General features: G+C 67.0%; 17 protein-coding genes. 6 read left to right on the forward strand and 11 right to left on the reverse strand.

From position 1 onward, the window contains the following. Positions 1 to 93: 93 nt before the first annotated feature. Complete coding sequence (locus RT551_RS09990; protein WP_313458102.1) at positions 94 to 1,128, forward strand: DUF1176 domain-containing protein; 1,035 nt, start codon at positions 94 to 96, stop codon at positions 1,126 to 1,128. An 86-nt stretch (positions 1,129 to 1,214) separates the two neighbouring features. On the opposite strand, the gene recJ is transcribed toward RT551_RS09990, so the two are convergent. The 9 genes from recJ to RT551_RS10035 all read right to left on the reverse strand — a co-directional run bounded on the left by recJ (position 1,215) and on the right by RT551_RS10035 (position 12,311). After that, entirely contained in the window at positions 1,215 to 2,948 is a 1,734-nt protein-coding gene (gene recJ / locus RT551_RS09995; RefSeq protein WP_313458105.1) for a single-stranded-DNA-specific exonuclease RecJ, read from the reverse strand. Beyond that, positions 2,945 to 3,865 (reverse strand): phosphoglycerate mutase, encoded by a 921-nt coding sequence (locus RT551_RS10000; RefSeq protein ID WP_313458107.1) that lies wholly within the window; start codon positions 3,863 to 3,865, stop codon positions 2,945 to 2,947. Before RT551_RS10000 ends, recJ begins: the two co-directional genes overlap by 4 nt. 3 nt (positions 3,866 to 3,868) lie before the next feature. Next, entirely contained in the window at positions 3,869 to 4,345 is a 477-nt protein-coding gene (gene greA / locus RT551_RS10005) for a transcription elongation factor GreA (RefSeq protein ID WP_313458110.1), read from the reverse strand. Then, complete coding sequence (carB, locus tag RT551_RS10010) at positions 4,342 to 7,584, reverse strand: carbamoyl-phosphate synthase large subunit (protein WP_313458113.1); 3,243 nt, start codon at positions 7,582 to 7,584, stop codon at positions 4,342 to 4,344. The genes greA and carB overlap by 4 nt, the downstream gene beginning before the upstream one ends. Positions 7,585 to 7,686: 102 nt before the next feature. Continuing rightward, a complete protein-coding gene (carA, locus tag RT551_RS10015; RefSeq protein ID WP_313458115.1) occupies positions 7,687 to 8,817 on the reverse strand; it encodes a glutamine-hydrolyzing carbamoyl-phosphate synthase small subunit in 1,131 nt (376 codons plus the stop codon). 269 nt (positions 8,818 to 9,086) lie between these two features. Continuing rightward, positions 9,087 to 9,815: a 4-hydroxy-tetrahydrodipicolinate reductase gene (gene dapB / locus RT551_RS10020; RefSeq protein WP_313458117.1), complete on the reverse strand. Its 729-nt coding sequence runs from the start codon at positions 9,813 to 9,815 to the stop codon at positions 9,087 to 9,089. A gap of 134 nt (positions 9,816 to 9,949) precedes the next feature. After that, positions 9,950 to 10,204: a DUF6587 family protein gene (locus RT551_RS10025; RefSeq protein WP_313458120.1), complete on the reverse strand. Its 255-nt coding sequence runs from the start codon at positions 10,202 to 10,204 to the stop codon at positions 9,950 to 9,952. Next, the gene (gene feoB, locus RT551_RS10030; RefSeq protein ID WP_313458122.1) at positions 10,204 to 12,060 is read right to left on the reverse strand and encodes a ferrous iron transport protein B; all 1,857 of its coding nucleotides are present in this window, start codon (positions 12,058 to 12,060) and stop codon (positions 10,204 to 10,206) included. Before feoB ends, RT551_RS10025 begins: the two co-directional genes overlap by 1 nt. Further along, on the reverse strand, positions 12,057 to 12,311 hold the full coding sequence (locus RT551_RS10035; protein WP_313458124.1) for a FeoA family protein: 255 nt from the start codon (positions 12,309 to 12,311) through the stop codon (positions 12,057 to 12,059). The genes feoB and RT551_RS10035 overlap by 4 nt, the downstream gene beginning before the upstream one ends. Before the next feature lie 120 nt (positions 12,312 to 12,431). On the opposite strand from RT551_RS10035, the gene RT551_RS10040 reads away from it, so the two are divergent. The 5 genes from RT551_RS10040 to yeiP all read left to right on the forward strand — a co-directional run bounded on the left by RT551_RS10040 (position 12,432) and on the right by yeiP (position 18,285). Beyond that, positions 12,432 to 13,220, forward strand: coding sequence for an enoyl-CoA hydratase/isomerase family protein (locus RT551_RS10040; protein WP_313458126.1), 789 nt, complete (start codon positions 12,432 to 12,434; stop codon positions 13,218 to 13,220). A gap of 165 nt (positions 13,221 to 13,385) precedes the next feature. Further along, entirely contained in the window at positions 13,386 to 14,279 is an 894-nt protein-coding gene (locus tag RT551_RS10045; RefSeq protein WP_313458129.1) for a hydroxymethylglutaryl-CoA lyase, read from the forward strand. Continuing rightward, a complete protein-coding gene (locus RT551_RS10050; RefSeq protein WP_313458131.1) occupies positions 14,276 to 16,834 on the forward strand; it encodes an EAL domain-containing protein in 2,559 nt (852 codons plus the stop codon). Before RT551_RS10045 ends, RT551_RS10050 begins: the two co-directional genes overlap by 4 nt. 79 nt (positions 16,835 to 16,913) lie before the next feature. Next, positions 16,914 to 17,684 carry an SDR family NAD(P)-dependent oxidoreductase gene (locus tag RT551_RS10055; RefSeq protein WP_313458132.1) on the forward strand — a complete coding sequence of 257 codons (771 nt, stop codon included), beginning with the start codon at positions 16,914 to 16,916 and terminating at the stop codon, positions 17,682 to 17,684. A gap of 34 nt (positions 17,685 to 17,718) precedes the next feature. Further along, positions 17,719 to 18,285, forward strand: coding sequence for an elongation factor P-like protein YeiP (gene yeiP, locus RT551_RS10060; RefSeq protein WP_313458134.1), 567 nt, complete (start codon positions 17,719 to 17,721; stop codon positions 18,283 to 18,285). Positions 18,286 to 18,615: 330 nt separating this feature from the next. Here yeiP and RT551_RS10065 read toward each other — a convergent pair whose 3' ends face one another. Both RT551_RS10065 and RT551_RS10070 read right to left on the reverse strand, forming a co-directional pair. Continuing rightward, positions 18,616 to 19,338, reverse strand: a complete 723-nt coding sequence (locus tag RT551_RS10065; RefSeq protein ID WP_313458136.1) for an MliC family protein — start codon at positions 19,336 to 19,338, stop codon at positions 18,616 to 18,618. Between the two features lie 107 nt (positions 19,339 to 19,445). Next, positions 19,446 to 20,940 (reverse strand): DUF4105 domain-containing protein (locus RT551_RS10070; RefSeq protein ID WP_313458139.1); only part of this gene is annotated, 1,495 nt, incomplete at its 5' end.

The following is a 20,940-nucleotide window of genomic DNA, read 5'->3' on the forward strand; positions in this document are numbered from 1 at the left end:
GGCAAACGGGGTTGAAACCGTTGCACATGGACAGAAAGGCCGCCTTGCGCCACGCTGGCAGCCCCACGGACCGTACCCCACAAGGAAGATCGCATGCGCCTGCCCCTGGCCTGCCTGCTGCTCGCCGCACTGTTACCCACTGCCCACGCCGCCCCGCCGAAGGGGGTTGAGTTCACCCACAACGACTGGACCCTGGCCTGCGACAACACCCGCACCTGCCGCGCGGCCGGCTACCAGAACGAGGACGCCGGCGATGACCCGGTGTCGGTGCTGCTGACCCGCAAGGGCGGACCGGACCAGCCGGTCACCGGTCAGCTGATGCTCGGCGAGTATGAGGAAAGCGACCTGCCCAGCGCGGTCAGTCTGCAGATCAATGGCACTGCATTGGGCACAGTGAAGGACAGCACGGACTTCTCCGCAGCGCAGGTCAGCGCCCTGCTCAAGGCGCTGGTCAAGGACAGCCGCATCGAACTGATCGGCAACAACGGTCGCCGCTGGGCGTTGTCTGATCGCGGCGCTTCTGCCGTGCTGCTGAAGATGGACGAGTTCCAGGGGCGGCTGGGCACGCCCGGCGCGATCATGCGCAAGGGCAGCCGTGCCGAGGCCAGTGTGCTGCCGGCGTTGCCGGTGCCGGTGGTGACGCTGGGCAAACGCGTGCCGACCACGGCGGCCGATGAAGCCCTGGGCCAACTGCCCGCACTGCGCGCCGCGTTGGCGGCAGCGGTTTCGGCCGACGACTGCGATGCCCTGCACCCTGACAAAGGCACACAGTTTGACGAGGAACCGCAGCCGGTCAGCGTAAGGCGGCTGGACAGCAAACACCTGCTGGCTTCCACGGTGTGCTGGCGCGGTGCCTACAACGAAGGGTCCGGCTACTGGGTGATCAATGACCGCGCACCGTATCAGCCGCGCTACATCACCAACCTCGGCGTGGACGACGACGTGCGCACCATCACCGCCGCGCACAAGAGCCGCGGCCTGGGAGACTGCTGGAGCACGGCGGCCTGGGCGTGGAATGGCAGCGAGTACATCCAGACCGATGACAGCAGCACCGGACTATGCCGACTGGTTGCAGCCGGCGGCGCGTGGCAGATGCCGTCATTGGTGAGTGAGGTCAAGGAACCCTGACGTCCGACACCGTCGTAGAGCCACGCCCTGCGTGGCTTCGGGATAACGGTTCGCATGACAGCTACGCAGGGCGTAGCTCTACGGCGTCACGCGTCAGCGCAATGCTCGATGATCAACTGAATCGCGCCACCACCGCGATAATCATCACTCACCAGCCGGTACGCGATATGCACCTGGTTGGCCGGCGCATTGCCGGTCCAGCCGCTGAAGTGAATCGCATTGAGCGGCTCAGCCCGGCCCGGCACGCGCAGGCTCAGCTTGAGATGCTTTTCCTTCAGCACCTGCCAGCGCGCCACCTGGAAATGCCCATCGAACAACGGTTCCGGGAAGCCCTGTCCCCACGGTCCCGCAAGGCGCAGCGCTTCGGCGTGGCGGAAATCCAGCTCATCCGCACCCAGCTCGCCGTCACTCATCAGGAGTTGCTGCAACGACGCGGGATCCATCTGCACCTGCACCACCGCCAGGAACGCCTGCTCGAACGCCGCCAGATTCGCCTGCGCCAGGCTCAGCCCCGCCGCCATGGCGTGACCGCCGAACTTGTCGATCAAGCCCGGATGCGCGGCATTCACCAGCGCCAGCGCATCACGGATATGGAAGCCGGCAATCGAACGCGCCGAACCACGCAGTGAATCGCTACCGGGCTCGGAAGGCGCGAATGCGATCACCGGTCGATGCAGGCGATCCTTCATTTTCGACGCGACCAGCCCGACGACACCCGGATGCCATTCGGCATCGAACAGGCACGCCGCAATCGGCCGCTCACCCTCGGCGATGAGCACCGCGCGTGACACGGCCAGTTCGGCGTCGTCGGTCATCAGCTGCTGCACGGCGCGACGCTCGGCGTTGATCTGCTCCAGTGTCTGGGCAATTTCACGGGCCTGGGCACGGTCTTCGGTGAGCAGCAGCTCGATGCCCAGCGCCATGTCTTCCAGTCGCCCGGCGGCATTCAGACGCGGCCCCAGCGCGAAACCGATATCGGTGGCGCTGAGTCGCTTGGCGTCACGGCCGCTGGCTTCGATCAGTGCCTGCAGGCCGACACAGCCCTGCCCGGCCCGCAGGCGGCGCAGGCCAGCCGACACCAGTGCACGGTTGTTGGCATCCAGTGCGACCAGGTCGGCCACGGTGCCGACCGCGACCAGATCGAGCAGGGTCAGCAGATCGGGTTCCGGTGTGCTGGCGAACGCACCCTGCTCACGCAGATGACGGCGCAGCGCCATCAGCACATAGAGGATCACGCCAACGCCCGCCAGCGCTTTGCTCGGGAACGCATCGCCCTGCAGGTTCGGGTCGACCAGCGCGTCCGCCGGTGGCAGGTGTTCGCCGGGCAGATGGTGGTCGGTGATCAGCACTTTCCAGCCCAGCGCTTTGGCGGCCGTCACGCCAGCGTGGCAGGCAATGCCGTGGTCCACCGTGACCAGCAATCCCGGCTGCAGGGCCGCAAGCTCGGCCACCAGCGAGGGCGACAGGCCGTAGCCGTGCAGCATGCGGTTGGGGACTGCGTGCACCACGTCGCGCGCGCCGAGCAGGCGCAGGCCGCGCACGCCGACCGCGCAGGCAGTGGCACCGTCGCAGTCGAAGTCGCCTACGACCAGGATGCGTTCGTTGTGGGTGATTGCGTTGGCCAGCAGATCGACGGCGGCCTGCATGCCGCCCATCAGTTCGGGGGCGTGCAGTTGCGCCAGCTTCGGTTGCGCCTGGGCGGGGTCGGTGACGCCGCGCGCGGTGTACAGGCGCTGCAGCAGGGGCAGCGTGTCGGCCGGCCACGGCGCACATTCAAGTGCGGGACGGCGTTGAATGCGGGCGGTGTGGGAGGTGGTCATGCGTCCTGCAGCTGCAAGGGCTTCTTCCAGAGCTTCCAGCGCTGGCCCTTGTCGAGCTCGAACCGCAGCCCGTCCTCGAAATCCAGCACCAGCCGGCGCAATTCGCCGCGCTGCAACGCCGCCAGCAAAGGCCGAATCGCTTCATTGCCCAGCTGCTCCAGCGAACGCAACTGGCGCAGATCCACCAGCGCATCCACCGGCTGGTCGCCACCGACCTCGACGCCGGCCGCCTTGGCCAGCGCCTGCAGCAACGATTCACGGCTGCGGACCTGCGCATAGGCGGTGCTGACGCTCTGCGGCAGTTCACCACCGCCCCAGAACCACAACGAATTGATCGGGCGCTTGCCCGCGGCCACGCGACGCGCGTTCCAGTCATGCTGGTGCAGCACCACCTGGGCCTCGGTCAGCAGTGCCCGCCATAACCGGCCGGTGTCACCGGACGGCAGGTGGTCGAACAGATCATCCCCCAGCACGTCATCCGGCGCGGCAAACGCGGGCAGCTGAATCTCTTCAGGCAAGCGCAGGTACCAGCGGCTGGGCACCGGCGCATCCAGGGTGAAGCCATAGCCGGCAAACAGCGGCTGCAGCGCAGGCAGCAGCGCGGCGACATCCTCGGCATCCGGGCGCAGCGTGTCGCCGTGCCCCATCATCCGCGCGCCCTGCATGTCCGGGGCGACGTTGGCCGGATCGGCACGCAGCCAGACACCGTCGACCGCGTCGCCGACGTCCAGCTGGCGCGTCAGCGCGGCCACCGGCCAGTGCGCCGGCTGCAGCTGGAAATGCCGCTGCAGCTGGGCACTCTCGCCCGCCTCCACGGTACTGCGCTCGGCACGGCCCAGCGCCCGGGCCACGTCATCGGGCAAGGGCGCGGCCGGGAACCGGCTGCGCGCCGGCAGCAGCAGGGTCGCGCTGGCCATCGGTCAGGCCAGGTACTGCACACTGACGATTTCGTACTCACGCTGGCCGGCCGGCGCGTCGATGGTGATGCTGTCACCCTCGTTCTTGCCGATCAGCGCACGGGCCACCGGCGAGGAGATGGCAATCAGCCCCTGCTTGATGTCCGCTTCCAGGTCACCCACGATCTGGTACTGCTTCTCTTCGTCGGTGTCCACGTCAGCCAGGGTCACGCTGGCCCCGAACACCACCTTGCTGCCGGCGTTGAGCTTGCTGATGTCGATGATCTCGGCATGCGACAGCTCGCTCTCCAGCTGCTTGATGCGGCCTTCGATGAAGCCCTGCTCTTCGCGCGCGGCGTGGTATTCGGCATTTTCCTTCAGGTCACCGTGCTCACGCGCTTCGGCGATCGCGGCGATGACCTTCGGACGCTTGACCGACTTCAGGTGTTCCAGTTCCTCACGCAGCTTCTGCGCGCCTTTGAACGTAATCGGTGCTCTCATGCATTCAACTCCTTGTGCAGCTCCTGCAGCGACCAGACCGGGCCGGTCCCGCGGAATTCCAGTGATTGCACCAGTGCCTTGGCACCGGCAATGGTGGTCGAGTAGGTGACGCGGTGCTGCAGCGCCTCGCGACGGATCGAGAACGAGTCGTTGATCGCGGCACGGCCTTCGGTCGTGTTGACGATGTAGACGATTTCACCGTTCTTGATCAAGTCGACGATGTGCGGACGACCTTCGACCACCTTGTTGACGATCTCGCAGTCCATGCCGTGCTGCTGCAGCCACGCCGCGGTGCCACGGGTGGCAACCAGGGTGTAACCGCGTTCCAGCAGCGCCTGGGCGACCGGCAGCACGCGCTTCTTGTCCGGGTCGCGGACCGATACGAAGGCCTTGCCCTGCGGCGGTGCCTTGATGCCACCGGCTTCCTGCGCGCGCGCAAACGCGGCGCTGAAGCTGCGGCCGACGCCCATCACCTCACCGGTGGAGCGCATTTCCGGCCCGAGGATCGGGTCCACGCCCTGGAACTTGGCGAACGGGAAGATCGCTTCCTTCACCGAGTAGTAGTCCGGCACGATTTCCTTGGTGGCACCCTGCTCGGCCAGGGTCTTGCCGGCCATGCAGCGCGCGGCGATCTTGGCCAGCGCCATGCCGGTGGCCTTGGACACGAACGGCACGGTACGCGAGGCACGCGGGTTCACTTCCAGCAGGTAGACGATGTCGTTGCCGTCTTCGCCGGCCTGGATCGCGAACTGGGTGTTCATCAGGCCGACCACGTTCAGGGCCTTGGCCAGTTCCACCACCTGACGGCGCAGCTCGGCCTGGGTTTCAGCCGACAGCGAGTACGGCGGCAGCGAGCACGAGGAGTCACCCGAGTGCACGCCGGCTTCTTCGATGTGCTCCATCACGCCGCCGATCAGCACGTTGCCGTCCTTGTCGGCAATGATGTCGACGTCGCATTCCACGGCATTGTCGAGGAAGCGGTCCAGCAGCACCGGCGAGTCGTTGGACACCTTCACCGCGTCACGCACGTAACGGGCCAGATCGGATTCGCCGTAGACGATTTCCATCGCGCGGCCACCCAGCACGTAGCTCGGGCGCACCACCAGCGGGTAACCGATCTCGCGCGCCAGCAGCAGCGCTTCCTGGTCGTTGCGGGCAATGCGGTTCGGCGGCTGCTTCAGGCCCAGCTTCTCGACCAGCTGCTGGAAACGCTCGCGGTCTTCGGCCAGGTCAATGGAATCCGGGCTGGTGCCGATCACCGGCACGCCGTTGGCTTCCAGCGCGCGCGCCAGCTTCAGCGGGGTCTGGCCGCCGTACTGCACGATCACGCCCTTCGGCTGTTCCAGTTCGACGATTTCCAGCACGTCTTCCAGGGTCAGCGGTTCGAAGTACAGGCGGTCGGAGGTGTCGTAGTCGGTCGACACGGTTTCCGGGTTGCAGTTGACCATGATGGTTTCATAGCCATCCTCGCGCAGCGCCAGTGCCGCGTGCACGCAGCAGTAATCGAACTCGATGCCCTGGCCGATGCGGTTCGGGCCGCCACCCAGGATCATGATCTTGTCGCGGTTGCTCGGCGCGGCTTCGCACTCGTCCTCGTAGGTCGAGTACAGGTAGGCAGTGCCGGTGGCGAACTCGGCGGCGCAGGAGTCGACGCGCTTGTACACCGGACGCACCTTGTGGGCGCGACGCAGCGCGCGCACGGCCGCTTCGTTGGTACCGGTCAGCTGGGCCAGGCGGGCGTCGGAGAAACCGGCACGCTTGAGCTTGCGCAGGCGCGCAGCGTCGAGTGCATCGATGCCTTCGGCCGCAACCTGGGTTTCTTCGGCGATGATTTCTTCGATCTGATCCAGGAACCACGGATCGATGAACGACAGGTTGTAGATCTCTTCCACGCTCATGCCGGCGCGGAACGCGTCAGCCACGTAGAACAGACGCTCCGGACCCGGAGCCTTCAGCTCACGGCGCAGGGTCTGCAGATCGTCTTCGCTGCCCAGATCCAGTTCGGTCGGGTCGAAGCCGACCTTGCCGGTTTCCAGGCCGCGCAGGGCCTTCTGCACCGACTCCTGGAAGGTGCGGCCCATCGCCATCACCTCACCCACTGACTTCATCTGGGTGGTCAGGCGGGCATCGGCGGCCGGGAACTTCTCGAAGGCGAAGCGCGGAATCTTGGTGACCACGTAGTCGATCGACGGTTCGAACGAGGCCGGGGTCAGGCCGCCGGTGATCTCGTTCTTCAGCTCGTCCAGGGTGTAGCCGACGGCCAGCTTGGCGGCGACCTTGGCGATCGGGAAGCCGGTGGCCTTGGAGGCCAGTGCCGACGAACGCGACACGCGCGGGTTCATCTCGATGACGACAACGCGACCGGTGTCCGGGTTGATGCCGAACTGCACGTTCGAACCACCGGTGTCCACGCCGATCTTGCGCAGCACGGCGATGGAGGCATCGCGCAGGCGCTGATATTCCTTGTCGGTCAGCGTCTGGGCCGGAGCCACGGTGATCGAGTCACCGGTGTGCACGCCCATCGGATCGAGGTTTTCAATCGAGCAGACGATGATGCAGTTGTCGGCGGTGTCGCGCACCACCTCCATCTCGAACTCCTTCCAGCCCAGCACCGACTCTTCCACCAGCACTTCGGTGGTCGGCGACAGCTCCAGGCCGCGGCTGACGATTTCGACCAGCTCTTCGCGGTTGTAGGCAATACCGCCACCGCTGCCGCCCAGGGTGAAGCTCGGACGGATGATGGTCGGGTAGCCGACGCGGGTCTGGATTTCCAGCGCTTCGTCCAGGGTGTGGGCGACGGCGGCGGTCGGGCATTCCAGGCCGATCTCACCCATGGCGACGCGGAACAGCTCGCGGTCTTCAGCCATGCGGATGGCTTCACGCTTGGCACCGATCAGCTCGACGTTGTACTTCTCAAGCACGCCGTTGTCGGCCAGGTCCAGCGCGCAGTTCAGCGCGGTCTGGCCACCCATGGTCGGCAGCAGCGCGTCGGGCTTTTCCTTGGCGATGATCTTCTCGACCGTCTGCCAGTTGATCGGCTCGATGTAGACGGCGTCGGCCATCTCCGGGTCGGTCATGATGGTGGCCGGATTGCTGTTGACCAGCACTACGCGGTAACCCTCGTCACGCAGCGCCTTGCAGGCCTGCGCGCCGGAGTAGTCGAACTCGCAGGCCTGGCCGATGACGATCGGGCCGGCACCGATGATGAGGATGGTCTTGAGGTCAGTGCGCTTTGGCATTTTCTTCTCTAAGTCAGTACAGCGTGTGTGGGGTGATCGCACGCTGTCGATCAGGAAACTGGGGGTAGAACCGCGCCGCGCCAAGGGCAGCGGCGCGCCGCATCAGGCCTTGGCCTGCGCCATCATCGACACGAACTGGTCGAACAGCGGACTGACGTCGTGCGGACCGGGCGAGGCTTCCGGGTGACCCTGGAACGAGAACGCCGGCACGTCGGTGCGGGCGATGCCCTGATTGGTGCCGTCGAACAGCGAACGGTGGGTCACGCGCAGGGTGGCCGGCAGCGTGGCTTCATCCACTGCGAAGCCGTGGTTCTGCGAGGTGATCATCACCCGGCCGCTGTCCAGGTCCTGCACCGGGTGGTTGGCACCGTGGTGACCGTGGCCCATCTTGACGGTCTTCGCACCGGAGGCCAGCGCCAGCAGCTGGTGGCCCAGGCAGATGCCGAAAGTCGGCAGCTTCTTGTCCAGGAACACCTTGATGGCGTCGATGGCGTAGTCACACGGTTCCGGGTCGCCCGGGCCGTTGGACAGGAACACACCGTCCGGATTCAGCGCCAGCACTTCGGCGGCGGGCGTCTGCGCCGGTACCACGGTGATGTCGCAGCCGCGCTCGGCCAGCATGCGCAGGATGTTCAGCTTGGCACCGAAGTCGTAGGCGACAACCTTGTACTGCGGCGCGGCGTTGACGAACGCGTTGCGGTCCAGGTCCAGCTGGCCCTCGTTCCAGCTGTAGGTCGCATCCGTGCTCACCACCTTGGCCAGGTCCATGCCCTTCAGACCCGGGAACTTGCGCGCGGCTTCCAGCGCGACGTCGACATTGATGTCGTCACCGGCCATCAGTGCGCCGTTCTGCGCGCCCTTCTCGCGCAGGATGCGGGTCAGCTTGCGGGTATCGATGCCGGAAATGGCCACCACGCCGCGCTGGATCAGCCAGTCCTGCAGCGACACCTGGCTACGCCAGTTGCTGGGGCGGCGCGGCACATCGCGCACGATCAGACCGGCCGACCACACCTTGCGGGCTTCGTCGTCCTGGTCGGTCATGCCGGTGTTGCCGATATGCGGGTAGGTCAGCGTGACCATCTGCCGGGCGTAGGAAGGATCAGTCAGCACTTCCTGGTAACCGGTCATTGCGGTGTTGAACACCACTTCACCGACGGACAGGCCGGGCGCGCCTACGGATTCGCCCTCGAATACGGTGCCGTCTTCGAGGACGAGGATTGCGGCTTGGGTCACGGAAATCTCACTTTGGCTACCGAGGGGTCACCGAAGTCACGCCGCGCGATCCACTGAAAAGCGGTTGCAAAAAAGCGCGGACGGCGGTTTTTATCCGGTCCGGCTGTCGTGATTCGGCGAGCGGGAATTGTAATAGGAAGGTCACGCCAGCGCCAGCGTTTGCGTGCATTCGCTGACGTACGGCCGCCGAGCCTTCACGTTGACACGCATGGCGTGTCTCTACGCCCCGTAGGGACACGCCATGCGTGTCCAACGGAACCCTGCCCCGTTCAGCCTGTCCGGCTGTCCAGCAGATCCCGTACGCGGTAACTGCCCGCAGGCCGCCCATTCAGCTGAACCGCCGCAAACAACGCCCCACGGGCAAAGATGTCGCGATTGGTGGCCCGGTGGGTCAGCTCGATCCGCTCGCCCATTCCCGTGAACTGGACCAGATGCTCGCCGACGATGTCGCCCGCGCGCAGGCTGGCGTAATGCGGCTGCGCCCCGCCCTTCTGCGCGGCCGCGCCCAGGGTGAGCGCGGTGCCCGACGGCGCATCCTGTTTGTGAATGTGATGAGACTCGACGATGTCGCAGTCCCAGCCGGCCAACGCCGTGGCGGCGCGTTCGACCAGCTCGTCCAGCACGGCCACACCGAGGCTGAAGTTGGAGGCCCAGACCAGCGGAATGCTGGCGGCGGCCTGGATCAGCGCCTGGCGCTGGGTTTCACTGATGCCGGTGGTACCCGACACCAGCCCGGCCTTGCGCTCCAGGCACAACGCCAGGATCGGGTCGAAGCCTTCCGGCAGGCTGAAATCGATGGCGACGTCGAACGCCGGTGCACCGGACAGTTCGCTGGCGGCGAAATGCGGCACGCCCTCGACCACGCGCTGGGCCGGCGAGCGGCGGGTAATGGCGGCGACGACCTGCAGGTCGTCACGCTCGGCGGCCAGCCGCAGCAGGGCCTGGCCCATGCGCCCGGAGGCACCGTGAATGAGCAGACGAAGGGGGGAGTTGTTCATGCAGAAAGGCTAGCGGAAAGGATCGGCGATAGGTAGAGCCGGGCTTGCCCGGCTGCTGGATCGCACGAGCCGGGCAAGCCCGGCTCTACGCCAATGCTGACGGATCGCGCTAGCCGGGCAAGCCCGGCTCTACGTCAGTGTTGTTTCGGCGTCGTCGGCCCGCAGCTGTCGCAACCGCCACACGCCCCGCCGCCCGCATTCGCCGGCGGCGCGATCTTCCTCCCCAGCGCCTGCAGCCGCGCACCGCGCTGCGGCTTCAGCAACCACAGCGCCAGCCCACCGCGCAGCCTGCGCGCCGCCCCGGGGAACTGCTTCTTCAGCACCACCCACGCGCTGACCAGGGCGGCCAGCGCGATCACCAGGTACTGCAGCAGCAGGCTCAGCTCCATCAGCCGCCTCCCAGCGCCTTGGTCACCTGGTAGGTGATCAGCGCCGCCACGTAGGCCGCGGCAAACAGGTAGAAGGTGGCAAAACCGACCTGCTTCCAGGAGTTGGTTTCACGCTTGATGGTGGCCAGGGTCGAAATGCACATCGGCGCATAGATGAACCACACCAGCAGCGACAGGCCGGTGGCCAGCGACCAGCCATTGGCCACCACCGGGGTCAGCGCCTGGATCGCGGCGTCGTCATCGGCGGCCGACAGCGCATAGATGGTGGCCAGCGACGACACCGCCACTTCGCGCGCGCCCATGCCCGGGATCAGCGCGATGCAGATCTGCCAGTTGAAGCCCAGCGGGGCGAAGAACACCGCCATGGCATGGCCGATCTGGCCGGCGAAGCTGTAGTCGATGGCCGGCATGGTGGCGTTCTCCGGCGCACCCGGGAAGCTGAGCAGCACCCACAGCAGGATGGTCAGCGCCAGGATGATGCCCCCCACCCGCTTGAGGAAGATCATGCCGCGCTCGTACAGGCCCACCGCCAGATCGCGCGGGTGCGGAATGCGGTACGACGGCAGCTCCAGCATCAGCGGATGCTCGCTCTTGTCACGCCGCCACTTCTTCATCACCCACGACATCAGCAGCGCGCTGAAGATGCCAGCCACATACAGCCCGAACAGCACCAGGCCCTGCTGGCTGACGAAGCCCCACAACGTCTTCTGCGGAATGAAGGCACCAATCAGCAGCGCATACACCGGCAGGCGCGCCGAACAGGTCATCAGCGGCGCGACCAGGATGGTGGCCAGGCGGTCACGCGGATCCTGGATGCTGCGGGTGGCCATGATACCCGGCACCGCACAGGCGAAGCTGGACAGCAGCGGGATGAACGAGCGGCCGGACAGACCGGCCGAGGCCATCATCCGGTCCAGCAGGAACGCCGCGCGCGGCAGGTAGCCGGATTCTTCCAGCGCGAGGATGAAGGCGAACAGGATCAGAATCTGCGGCAGGAACACCACCACCCCGCCAACACCGGCAATGATGCCGTCGGTGAGCAGGCTGGTCAGCGGCCCTTCCGGCAGCGTGGCGGCCACGGTTTCCCCCAGCCAGCCGAAGCCGGCCTCGATGCCGTCCATCAGCGGGGTGGCCCAGGCGAACACCGCCTGGAAGATCAGGAACATCACCACCACCAGGGTCAGCAACCCGAACACCGGGTGCAGCAGCCAGCGGTCCAGCGTGTCGTCGATCTTCGCGGTGCGGCTCGGCATGCTGACTGCCGCAGCCAGGATGTCGCGCACTTCGGCGTGGTAGTCGGCGGCCTTCTCGGGCACCTCCACCGGGGCCTGCAGGTGCGGCACCATCGCATCCAGGCGTTCGACCAGAGCCTTGGCCCCGTGGCGACGCACGGCCACGGTTTCCACCACCGGCACGCCCAGCGCCTTTTCCAGCGCCGGCACGTCGATCTGGATGCCACGGCGTTGCGCGGCGTCGACCATGTTCAGCGCCACGATCATCGGCTTGCCCAGCTCGCGCAGTTCCAGCGCGAAGCGCAGGTGCAGGCGCAGGTTGGTGGCGTCGATCACGCACAGCAGCACATCCGGTGCGGCCTCGCCCGGGTAGAAACCCCGGCAGAAATCACGGGTGATCGCCTCGTCCAGGCTGGCCGGCTGCAGGCTGTAGGCACCCGGCAGGTCAAGCACCGCGAACTCGCGACCGGACGGCGCACGCAGGCGACCTTCCTTGCGTTCCACGGTAACACCGGTGTAGTTGGCCACCTTCTGGCGGCTGCCGGTCAGCTGGTTGAACAGTGCGGTCTTGCCGCTGTTGGGGTTGCCCACCAGCGCCACGCGCAATGCGGCGGTCGCGCTCATGCCTGCGCTCCTTCGGCCAGCGGACGCACCTGGATGCGCTTTGCCTCGGCAATGCGCAGCGCGAAACGAGTGAAGCCTACCTGCACCAGCAGCGGCTCAGCGCCGATCGGGCCACGGGCTACCAGACGCACATTCTCACCCGCGACAAACCCCAGTTCCTGGAGTCGACGGGCAATGGCGTCGTTTGCATGAAGTTCCTGTACGGAATCCACCAGAGCGGAGCCGTTCAGCGGCAGATCGGACAACGTCACAGGTCGCCTTCGGGTCGATAAGAATGGTTATCAATATTAGCATCGCCGCGCCGCATCATGGCCGCGCGCCCCTGCACCGCTATGATCCGTACATGTATATGGAGCAACTGCAGGTCCCCCATGAGTGATGCCCTCAAGCGTGAACGCCACGGCGCGGTACTGACCCTCACCCTGAACCGCCCCACCCTGCACAATGCCTTCGATGCCGGGCTGATCGCACAGCTGACCCTGGCCCTGGACGCCGCCGGCAACGACCCGCAGATCCGCGCGGTGGTGCTGGCCGGTGAAGGACCGTCTTTTTCGGCCGGGGCCGACATGCAGTGGATGCGCGGCATGGCCGCCGCCGGCGAGGAGGAAAACCGCCAGGACGCGCTGGCCCTGGCCCGGCTGATGCGCACCCTGGACGAGCTGCCCAAGCCCACCCTGGCCCGCGTGCATGGCGCGGCCTTTGGCGGCGGGGTCGGCCTGGTGGCCTGCTGCGACATCGCCATTGCCAGCACCAGTGCCCGCTTCGGCCTGACCGAAAGCCGGCTGGGCCTGCTGCCGGCGGTGATCTCCCCGTATGTGATCGAGGCCATCGGCCCGCGCCAGGCCCGCCGCTGGTTTGCCACCGGTGAACATTTCGACGCCGAGACCGCGCTGCGGATCGGCCTGGTCCACCAGCTGGTGGAGCCCGAGCGCATCGACGAAGCCGTGCAGCGCCAGCTGGGTCTGCTCGACAAGGCGGGTCCGATTGCCGCCGCCAGCGCCAAGCAGCTGGTGCGCCGGGTGGCGCAGGGGCCGGACCGCGACGCGCTGGACCATGACAACGCCAGCCTGATTGCCAGGTTGCGGGTCTCTGCGGAAGGACAGGAGGGCCTTGGGGCATTCCTGGACAAGCGCTCGCCGCATTGGGTGACACAGGATTGATCCCCGCAGCGGCCGATGGCCGCTTTATCGCTCATCCCGCGTAACACCCTGTCGTGGCCCGCCAGGGAACTGCGGTCTCCAATACGTTGCCAGGAATTTTCGTGATCGAATCTGTTCGCTGCCCGCTGTGTGATCTGCGTCTTTCCCGCCAGGAGGCGCACTGCCATGGATGACTTCGTGCGCATTGTCGAGGTCGGCCCGCGCGACGGGCTGCAGAACGAGGCCCAGCCGGTGGCCACCGCCGACAAGATCGAGCTGATCCGGCAGCTGTCACTGACCGGCCTGCGGACCATCGAGGCGACCAGCTTCGTCAGCCCGCGCTGGGTACCGCAGCTGGCCGACGCCGCCGAGGTGTATGGCGGGATCGAGCGCCGGCCCGGCATGGACTACCCGGTGCTGGTACCCAACGAACAGGGCTACGACCGCGCCCGTGCGGTCGGCGTGGAGGAAGTGGCGGTGTTCACCGCTGCCTCGGAAACGTTCAACCGCACCAATACCAATGCCGGCATTGACGAATCGCTGGCGCGCTTTGCGCCGATCCTGGAGCGCGCCCGCGCCGACGGAGTGAAGGTGCGCGGCTATGTCTCCACCGTGCTCGGCTGCCCCTACCAGGGCGAGGTGGCGGTCAGCGAAGTGGTCCGGGTCGCGCGCGCCCTGCATGAGATGGGCTGTTACGAAATCTCGCTGGGCGACACCATCGGCGTCGGCACGCCGCGCAAGGCGCGGGCCATGCTCAAAGCCGTCGCCAGTGAAATCCCGATGCCGGCGCTGGCCGTGCATTTCCATGACACCTACGGGCAGGCGCTGGCCAACATCGACGCCTGTCTGGAGGAAGGCGTGCGGGTGGTGGATTCGGCCGTCTCCGGTGCCGGCGGCTGCCCCTATGCCAAGGGAGCCAGCGGCAACGTGGCCAGCGAAGACGTGGTGTACCTGCTGCACGGCATCGGCATGCGCACCGGCATCGACCTGCCCGCCTTGGCGGCGACTGGCCGCTGGCTGGCGTCACGGCTGGGCCGCGAAACCGGCAGCAAGGCCGGCAAAGCGCTGGCCGCCTTATGAGCCGGGGCGGCCCGCGCAGGGATGCAGCGGTCGGTGACCACCTCACCGGCCATCTGCACGCGCTGGCCGCCCTGGAACGCGCCCTCGCCCACCCCACCGGCGAGGACCTGCACGCCGTGCTGCGCGATGTGCAGCAGGCCCTGCAGGAAGCGATGGACGAGCGCCAGCTGGCGCTGCGACGCTATGCCGCGCTGTTCGACGCCGTGCCGGACCCGGTCAGCATCCTCAGCGAAAGCGGCGTGGTGCTGGACCTCAACAACGCCGGTGTGCGCGCCTATGGCCGCCCGCGCGAGGACATCGTCGGGCAGCCCATCGAGATCCTCAACCCCGACCTGCCCAGCGACCATCTCGACCCGGTCTGGGAAGCGCTGCGTCGGGGCGAGACCTACGTCATTGAAGTCACCAACATGCGTGGCGACGGCAGCCGCTTCCCGGTCGAAGTGCATTCGGCCGGCTTCGAGCACCAGGGCGAGCACTGCATCGTGGCGGTGGCGCGCGACCTGAGCAGCCGCTGGCAGGCCGAATCGCGCTACCGGCTGCTGATGGAGTCCATCGACAAGGGCGTGATTCTGTTCGACCGCAATCTGCAGGTGGTGTCCGCCAACCCCGCCGCGCACCGCATCCTCGGCACCAGCGGCGGCAGCCTGCAGCACCTGCTGGCCCCGGAGGACTGGATCAGCGTGGACGAACACGGCCACCCGCTCACCCGTGAACAATGGCCGGCCGCCGAATCGCTGCAGCGCGGGCGGATCATCCGCAGCACCATCGTCGGCCTGTACCACCGCCCGCGCGGGCGCATGATCTGGATTTCCACCACCAATGTGCCGGTGTACAGCAACGGCCGCGACACTCCGGACCACGTGTTCGGACTGTTCAGCGACATCACCGAACTCAAGCGCAACAACACCCTGTTCGACCGCGCGCAGTCGCTGGCGCACATCGGCGGCTGGGAGTGGGATCGCGGCCTGCAGCGGCTGTACCTGACCGACGAGGCCGCGCGCATCCTCGGCCAGGACCTGCCGATGCAGGACATGGCGCACCTGATGGAATGCCTGCGCACCGACGACCGCCTGCAGCTGCAGCAGGCGCTGCTGGAGGTGATCGACCGCCAGGTGCCGTTCGAGCTGGAACTGCAGGGCCAACGCAGCGACGGGCACTCGTTCTGGGTGCGGATGATCGGCGAAGCCGAAGCCGGCGATGTGGACGCCGCGCGCATTGCTGGCACCGTGCAGGACATCACCGCACGCAAGCACGCCGAGGAAACCCTGCGCATCCAGGCGCGCACCGACCCATTGACCGGCATCATGAACCGCGACGCGGTGCTGGGCGACCTGGCCACCCGCATGGCCAGTCCCACCCACAGCCGGGTCGCGGTGCTGTACATCGACCTGGACCGCTTCAAGACGGTCAACGACATGCTCGGCCACAACGCCGGCGACGAGTTGCTGATCGACGCCACCCGCCGCATCTCCACCGCCATCGGCACCGAGGGGCTGGTGGCCCGCTTCGGTGGCGATGAGTTCCTGGTGGTGTGCGACACCCGCGACCAGGCCGACCAGCCCGAGCGGCTGGCCGAGGCGATCACCCGTGCCTTCATTCCGCCGTTCCGCTTCGGCAGTGACGAGTTCGCGGTGACCACCAGCATCGGCATCGCCCGCGCGCCGCAGGATGGGTTGCGCCCGCAGGTGCTGATCCAGAACGCCGACATCGCCATGTACGACGTCAAGCGCCGCACCCGCAACGGCTGGCAGGTGTTCTCGCCGGAACTGGCGCAGCGCCAGCATGACCGTCTGCAGATCGAAAGCCGCCTGCACCGCGCGCTGGACGACGAGGAGTTCCATCTGGTCTACCAGCCGCAGGTGGACCTGAAAAGCGGCCAATTGATCGCAGCCGAGGCGCTGATCCGCTGGCGCAATTCACAGCTGGGCGAACTGCGCCCGGACGTGTTCATCGGCCACGCTGAAAGTACCGGCGACATCGTGCGCATCGGCCAATGGGTGCTGCGCGAGGCCTGCCGGCAGGTGCGCCTGTGGCAGGACGCCGGGCTGGGCATCGTGCGGGTGGCGGTGAACGTGTCGTACCGGCAGTTCGTCGGCGAGGACCTTGCCCGCAACGTGCGCCAGGTACTTGAAGAGTTCGACCTGCCCGGCACCGCGCTGGAGCTGGAGTTCACCGAGCGGGTGCTGATCGAGGACGCGCCGGACACCTTGCAGACCTTCGGCCGCCTGCGGGAAATGGGCGTGCTGCTGACCATTGACGACTTCGGCGAAGGTTACAGCGCCCTCAACTACCTGCGCCGGCTGCCGATCCACGGGCTGAAGCTGAGCCAGATGTTCGTCGAGGGCGTGCCCGGCAACCGTTCCGACGTGGCGGTGTGCGAAGCGGTCTGCGGCATTGCCCGCAGCCTGGGGCTGGGCCTGGTGGCCGAGGGCATTGAATCGGAAGCGCAGCGGCATGCCCTGCACAGCATGGGCATCAGCGTCGGCCAGGGCTTCCTGTTCGCGCCGGGGCTGGCTCCGGACGATTTCGCCCGCCGACTGGCGCGGCGCGGCTGAGCCGCTGGTGGCAGTGCACAACGGTGCGCGGCCCGGCTTCGGCTAGAATCGGCGGTTCTTGAACCTGCGGAATCACCTGATGCAGCTGTCTTCTGTGCGTGCCGTCGTCACCGGTGGCGTCTCCGGCCTGGGTCTGTCCGTGGCCCGCCACCTGGTGGCCCATGGCGGCAAGGTCGCCCTGTGGGACCTGAATGACGAAAAAGGCGCGGCCGCGGTGGCCGAGCTGGGCGCGGACAATGCGCGCTACTTCAACACCAATGTCAGCGATGAAGCGGCGGTGGCCGCGCAGATCGACGCGGCAGCCGAATTCCTGGGTGGCCTGAACGCGGTGATCAGCTGCGCCGGCATCCTCGGCGCGGGCCGCGTGCTGGGCAAGGAGGCTCCGATGCCGCTGGCCAACTTCCAGGGCACGGTGATGGTGAACCTGGTCGGCAGCTTCAATGTCGCCAAGGCCGCGGCCAACCGCATGCAGCACAACGAAGCCGGCGACGACGGCGAGCGTGGCGTGATCATCAACACCGCCAGCGTGGCCGCCTACGAGGGCCAGATCGGCCAGGCCGCCTATTCGGCGTCCAAGGGCGGAGTGGTGGCGATGACGCTGCCGATGGCGCGCGAGCTGTCGCGCTTCGGCATCCGCGTGATGACCATTGCCCCGGGCATCTTCTGGACCCCGATGGTGGACGGCATGCCGCCGGCGGTGCAGGAATCGCTGGCGGCGTCGATCCCGTTCCCGCCGCGCCTGGGCAAGCCGGAGGACTTTGCCGGCCTGGTCGGGCACATCCTGGGCAACACCTATCTCAACGGTGAGACCATCCGCCTGGACGGCGCGGTGCGACTGGCCGCCAAGTAATCCTTTACCTCCCACACAACCGACCTTCATTCCCATGAAAGCCAGTGACATCAAGAAAGGCAACGTCGTCGAGTACAACAACGGCGTCTACCAGATCCGCGACATCGAGCGCAGCTCGCCGCAGGGCCGCGGCGGCAATGTCCGCTTCCGCTTCATCATGTACAGCGTGCCGGGCGGCAACAAGCTGGATGCCAGCTTCGATGCCGACGACAACCTGCCGGAAGTGGAGCTGCTGCGCCGCCAGAGCACCTATTCGTACAAGGACGGTGACGCGTTCGTGTTCCTGGACGACGAGGACTACACCCCGTACACGCTGGACGCGGACGTGATCGGCGATGACGCGGGTTACATCACCGACGGCCTGACCGGCATCTACGTGCAGGTGATCGACGACCAGCCGGTGGCGGTGCAGTTGCCGACCAGCGTGGTACTGGAAGTGATCGAGACCCCGCCGGAACTGAAGGGCGGCACCGCGACCAAGCGCCCGAAGCCGGCCAAGCTCAACACCGGCATTGAAATCATGGTGCCGGAGTACATCGCCAACGGCGAACGCGTGCTGGTCAACACGACCACCGGCGAATTCGCCGGCCGCGCGGATTGATCTGATCGCCGGCAACGCGGATGGTCCGCCATCCGCGACGCCGCTCGTTCGCCACCCCGGACGCTCCGAACGCCGATCGTTCGCCATCCCGTAGAGCCGGGCTTGCCCGGCTGCTTTCGGCGCTATCGCCAACGGCCACGGCGTTTCTGTTGTTCCGTGCAGGGAGGCCTACGGGCAGCCCCGCTCCGGGACACGCCGTAAACCCATCCATGGGGGCTGCTCCAAAACATCCATGTTTTGGAGCGTCCCTCCGGGGGCCACCCGCAGGCCTCCTCCGATGGATTATCTGCAGCGGATGGAAGCATCCGAAGCTCGGCAATGCGCCCCGATTTACGGCTTGCTTGCGACCGTCGGCGCACCGGCAAAATCACCACAGCCGTGATATTGCTTGGCACCCACGGTCAGCATCACCGTCGCCCCAAACGCCTTTCCGCTCATGGTGTCCTCGCACACGGTGCGCTGGAACGTCAGCTTGATCTCGGTGCCATCTTCAGCCTTGCCTGACCAGCCGTCCTGGCCCTGCGTGGGTGAAGCGATCTCAAACTTCTTCTCGCCATAGTCGGTCTCGACATGCAGGCGCGGTGCCTCACCGTCACTGACCTGCGCGAGCCAACCCGGCTCGTTGCCAGTCGCACGGAACGCAGCCGTAGAGGCTGCCGGCGTGGTCGCCGCCGGTGCCGCTTCGCCTTCCGTACCGGAACCGGTGCAATTGCGGTCAGGCTCACCGGCGAGGGTCAACGTGCCTTCGGTGGTGCCCTTGGTCCAGAACACGTTGCCCTGTCCATCGCCGTACTTCGCGCCGGAGGCAGCAGTTTCAGAGGACATCACGAAGGTGCGCCCGCCGACCACGACGGTGGCCGAATCCTGGCCGCGGTAGGTGGCCTGCACGGCGACGTCGCCGCACTGGAAGGCGTAGGTGCGTTCGTCACTGGTGGCGGCACCAGCAGGCGGGGCGACTTCGGCGGGGCCGGTGTTGGCGTCCTGCGCGGCGGGCTGGCAGGCGGCCAGGCTTGCGGTGATCGCGGCGCTGAGAATCCAGGGGGAAATGCGCATGTTCGACTCCTTGCCGATCGGTTACGTCAGCCAGCCATGCTAGTGCGGAGCCTGTGAAGCGTGGATTAGCACCACGTAGAGCCACGCCCTGCGTGGCTTCGCGGACCTCAATCGCGCGCCAATCGCCGCATCCGTGCCCCCAACCGATCCAGACTATCTTCGATCGTCCGCAACTCTTCCTGCTGCGCTATCGGCAACCGCCCCCGCAACTCCACCTGCAACGCCTCCCACCCGCTCACACCCCGCGCACTCAATCGCGCTGTCGCAACATCCGCCGCCACCCGCTCATCCCCCACCGGCACCCCATATCCGCCCGCCGGCAACAGTCCAGCCGGACTCACCAGCTGCCCGGCGTCATCCAGCAGGGCCAGCAACGCGGCATGCGCGGCATCCACTTCACCGCGCGGATCGCTGAGCGCGCGCTTCAATCCCGAACGTGCACGCAGCTCTTCGCGATTACGTGCGGCCTGTTCAAGCAGCAGCATCGCCGAGGTGGCGCGCAGGCCGCCCTGTTCCACCCACACGGCGCGTTGCGCGGCAGGCAGATGCAGCCACGCGCTGACATCGGCTGCCGGCACTGCCAGCTCGGCTTGTACCACCTCGAACAACTGCTGGTAATGCGCCTGCGCGGAGGCGAAGTAATAGCCCTGACGGGTCGCCTCAGGGCGGTCATCCAGCACGGACACATCCGCCACGCCCTGCCGCTGCAGCCGCGACAGCAGCCCACGCGGGGTTATCCGGTTCAGGCCTTCCTCGCCCAGTCGCGGCACCCCTTCCTGCAGCAGCTTTCCGGTCTCCACGGCGCAGTTGTTGCTGATGAAGCGGTAACGACCGTCGTAGCTCCAGTGCACCTGCGCGACCCGCTCCAGCAGCGCGGCGATCTCCGCGTCACTCACCTGCAGCGGAATCGACGACAGCCCGCGCAATTCGACCTGGGTGTACTCGTTGATCACCTGGTTCAGCGGCAGCACGAACAACCGCGAGGGATACGCGCCGGTCAAACCGGCCCAGCTGGAGATCTGCACGTCACCGACGAAGGCGCGGAACGACAGCACCCGGTGGTGGGCCAGATCCATGCGGCAGGCTGGCCCGCGCGGCCGCCCGGGTGCGCAGATCACCAGCCGCAGCATGCTGTGGCCCCAGCGGCTCATCAGCGCGTCATTGCCCTCGGCCAGCAGGTACTCCACCGCGTAGACACGGGAAGGATCCAGTTCCAGCAGCGAGGCCTGGCCGCTGACCTCGCCGGCCTGCACCAGCGGCAGGCGTGCGTCGCATCCGGGCGTGGGGGTGTCGCGCTGCCCGATGTGTTCGGCAAACCACGCGGCCAGCGCCGGGCGACGGCAGGCGTAATCCGGGTCCAGCAGATAGTGCTCGGCATTGACCGCCAGGAACTCGGCCGGGCTGTGCCGCTCATAGGCATCCGGGCTGCGTGCGCTGAACGCATTGGCACCCCGCCCCATGCGCCACGGCCGCTGCTGCCAGCCGGCCAGGTCGCGCCAACGCGCGCTGCTCGACCAGCCGCCGTCGGCGGCGCGGTCCAGCACGTGGGTCAGTTCATGAATCAGCGCCGCCTGCAGCGCGCGTGGCAGCGGCTGCCCGGGT

Source organism: Stenotrophomonas sp. (genome assembly GCF_032103445.1).
Taxonomy (GTDB): domain Bacteria; phylum Pseudomonadota; class Gammaproteobacteria; order Xanthomonadales; family Xanthomonadaceae; genus Stenotrophomonas.

Coding starts and splice junctions, on each gene's coding strand:
- RT551_RS09990 (WP_313458102.1), top strand. CDS start 94: ATGCGCCTGCCCCTGGCCTGCCTGCTGCTCGCCGCACTGTTACCCACT.
- recJ (WP_313458105.1), bottom strand. CDS start 2,948: ATGACCACCTCCCACACCGCCCGCATTCAACGCCGTCCCGCACTTGAA.
- RT551_RS10000 (WP_313458107.1), bottom strand. CDS start 3,865: ATGGCCAGCGCGACCCTGCTGCTGCCGGCGCGCAGCCGGTTCCCGGCC.
- greA (WP_313458110.1), bottom strand. CDS start 4,345: ATGAGAGCACCGATTACGTTCAAAGGCGCGCAGAAGCTGCGTGAGGAA.
- carB (WP_313458113.1), bottom strand. CDS start 7,584: ATGCCAAAGCGCACTGACCTCAAGACCATCCTCATCATCGGTGCCGGC.
- dapB (WP_313458117.1), bottom strand. CDS start 9,815: ATGAACAACTCCCCCCTTCGTCTGCTCATTCACGGTGCCTCCGGGCGC.
- RT551_RS10025 (WP_313458120.1), bottom strand. CDS start 10,204: ATGGAGCTGAGCCTGCTGCTGCAGTACCTGGTGATCGCGCTGGCCGCC.
- feoB (WP_313458122.1), bottom strand. CDS start 12,060: ATGAGCGCGACCGCCGCATTGCGCGTGGCGCTGGTGGGCAACCCCAAC.
- RT551_RS10040 (WP_313458126.1), top strand. CDS start 12,432: ATGAGTGATGCCCTCAAGCGTGAACGCCACGGCGCGGTACTGACCCTC.
- RT551_RS10045 (WP_313458129.1), top strand. CDS start 13,386: ATGGATGACTTCGTGCGCATTGTCGAGGTCGGCCCGCGCGACGGGCTG.
- RT551_RS10050 (WP_313458131.1), top strand. CDS start 14,276: ATGAGCCGGGGCGGCCCGCGCAGGGATGCAGCGGTCGGTGACCACCTC.
- RT551_RS10055 (WP_313458132.1), top strand. CDS start 16,914: ATGCAGCTGTCTTCTGTGCGTGCCGTCGTCACCGGTGGCGTCTCCGGC.
- yeiP (WP_313458134.1), top strand. CDS start 17,719: ATGAAAGCCAGTGACATCAAGAAAGGCAACGTCGTCGAGTACAACAAC.
- RT551_RS10065 (WP_313458136.1), bottom strand. CDS start 19,338: ATGCGCATTTCCCCCTGGATTCTCAGCGCCGCGATCACCGCAAGCCTG.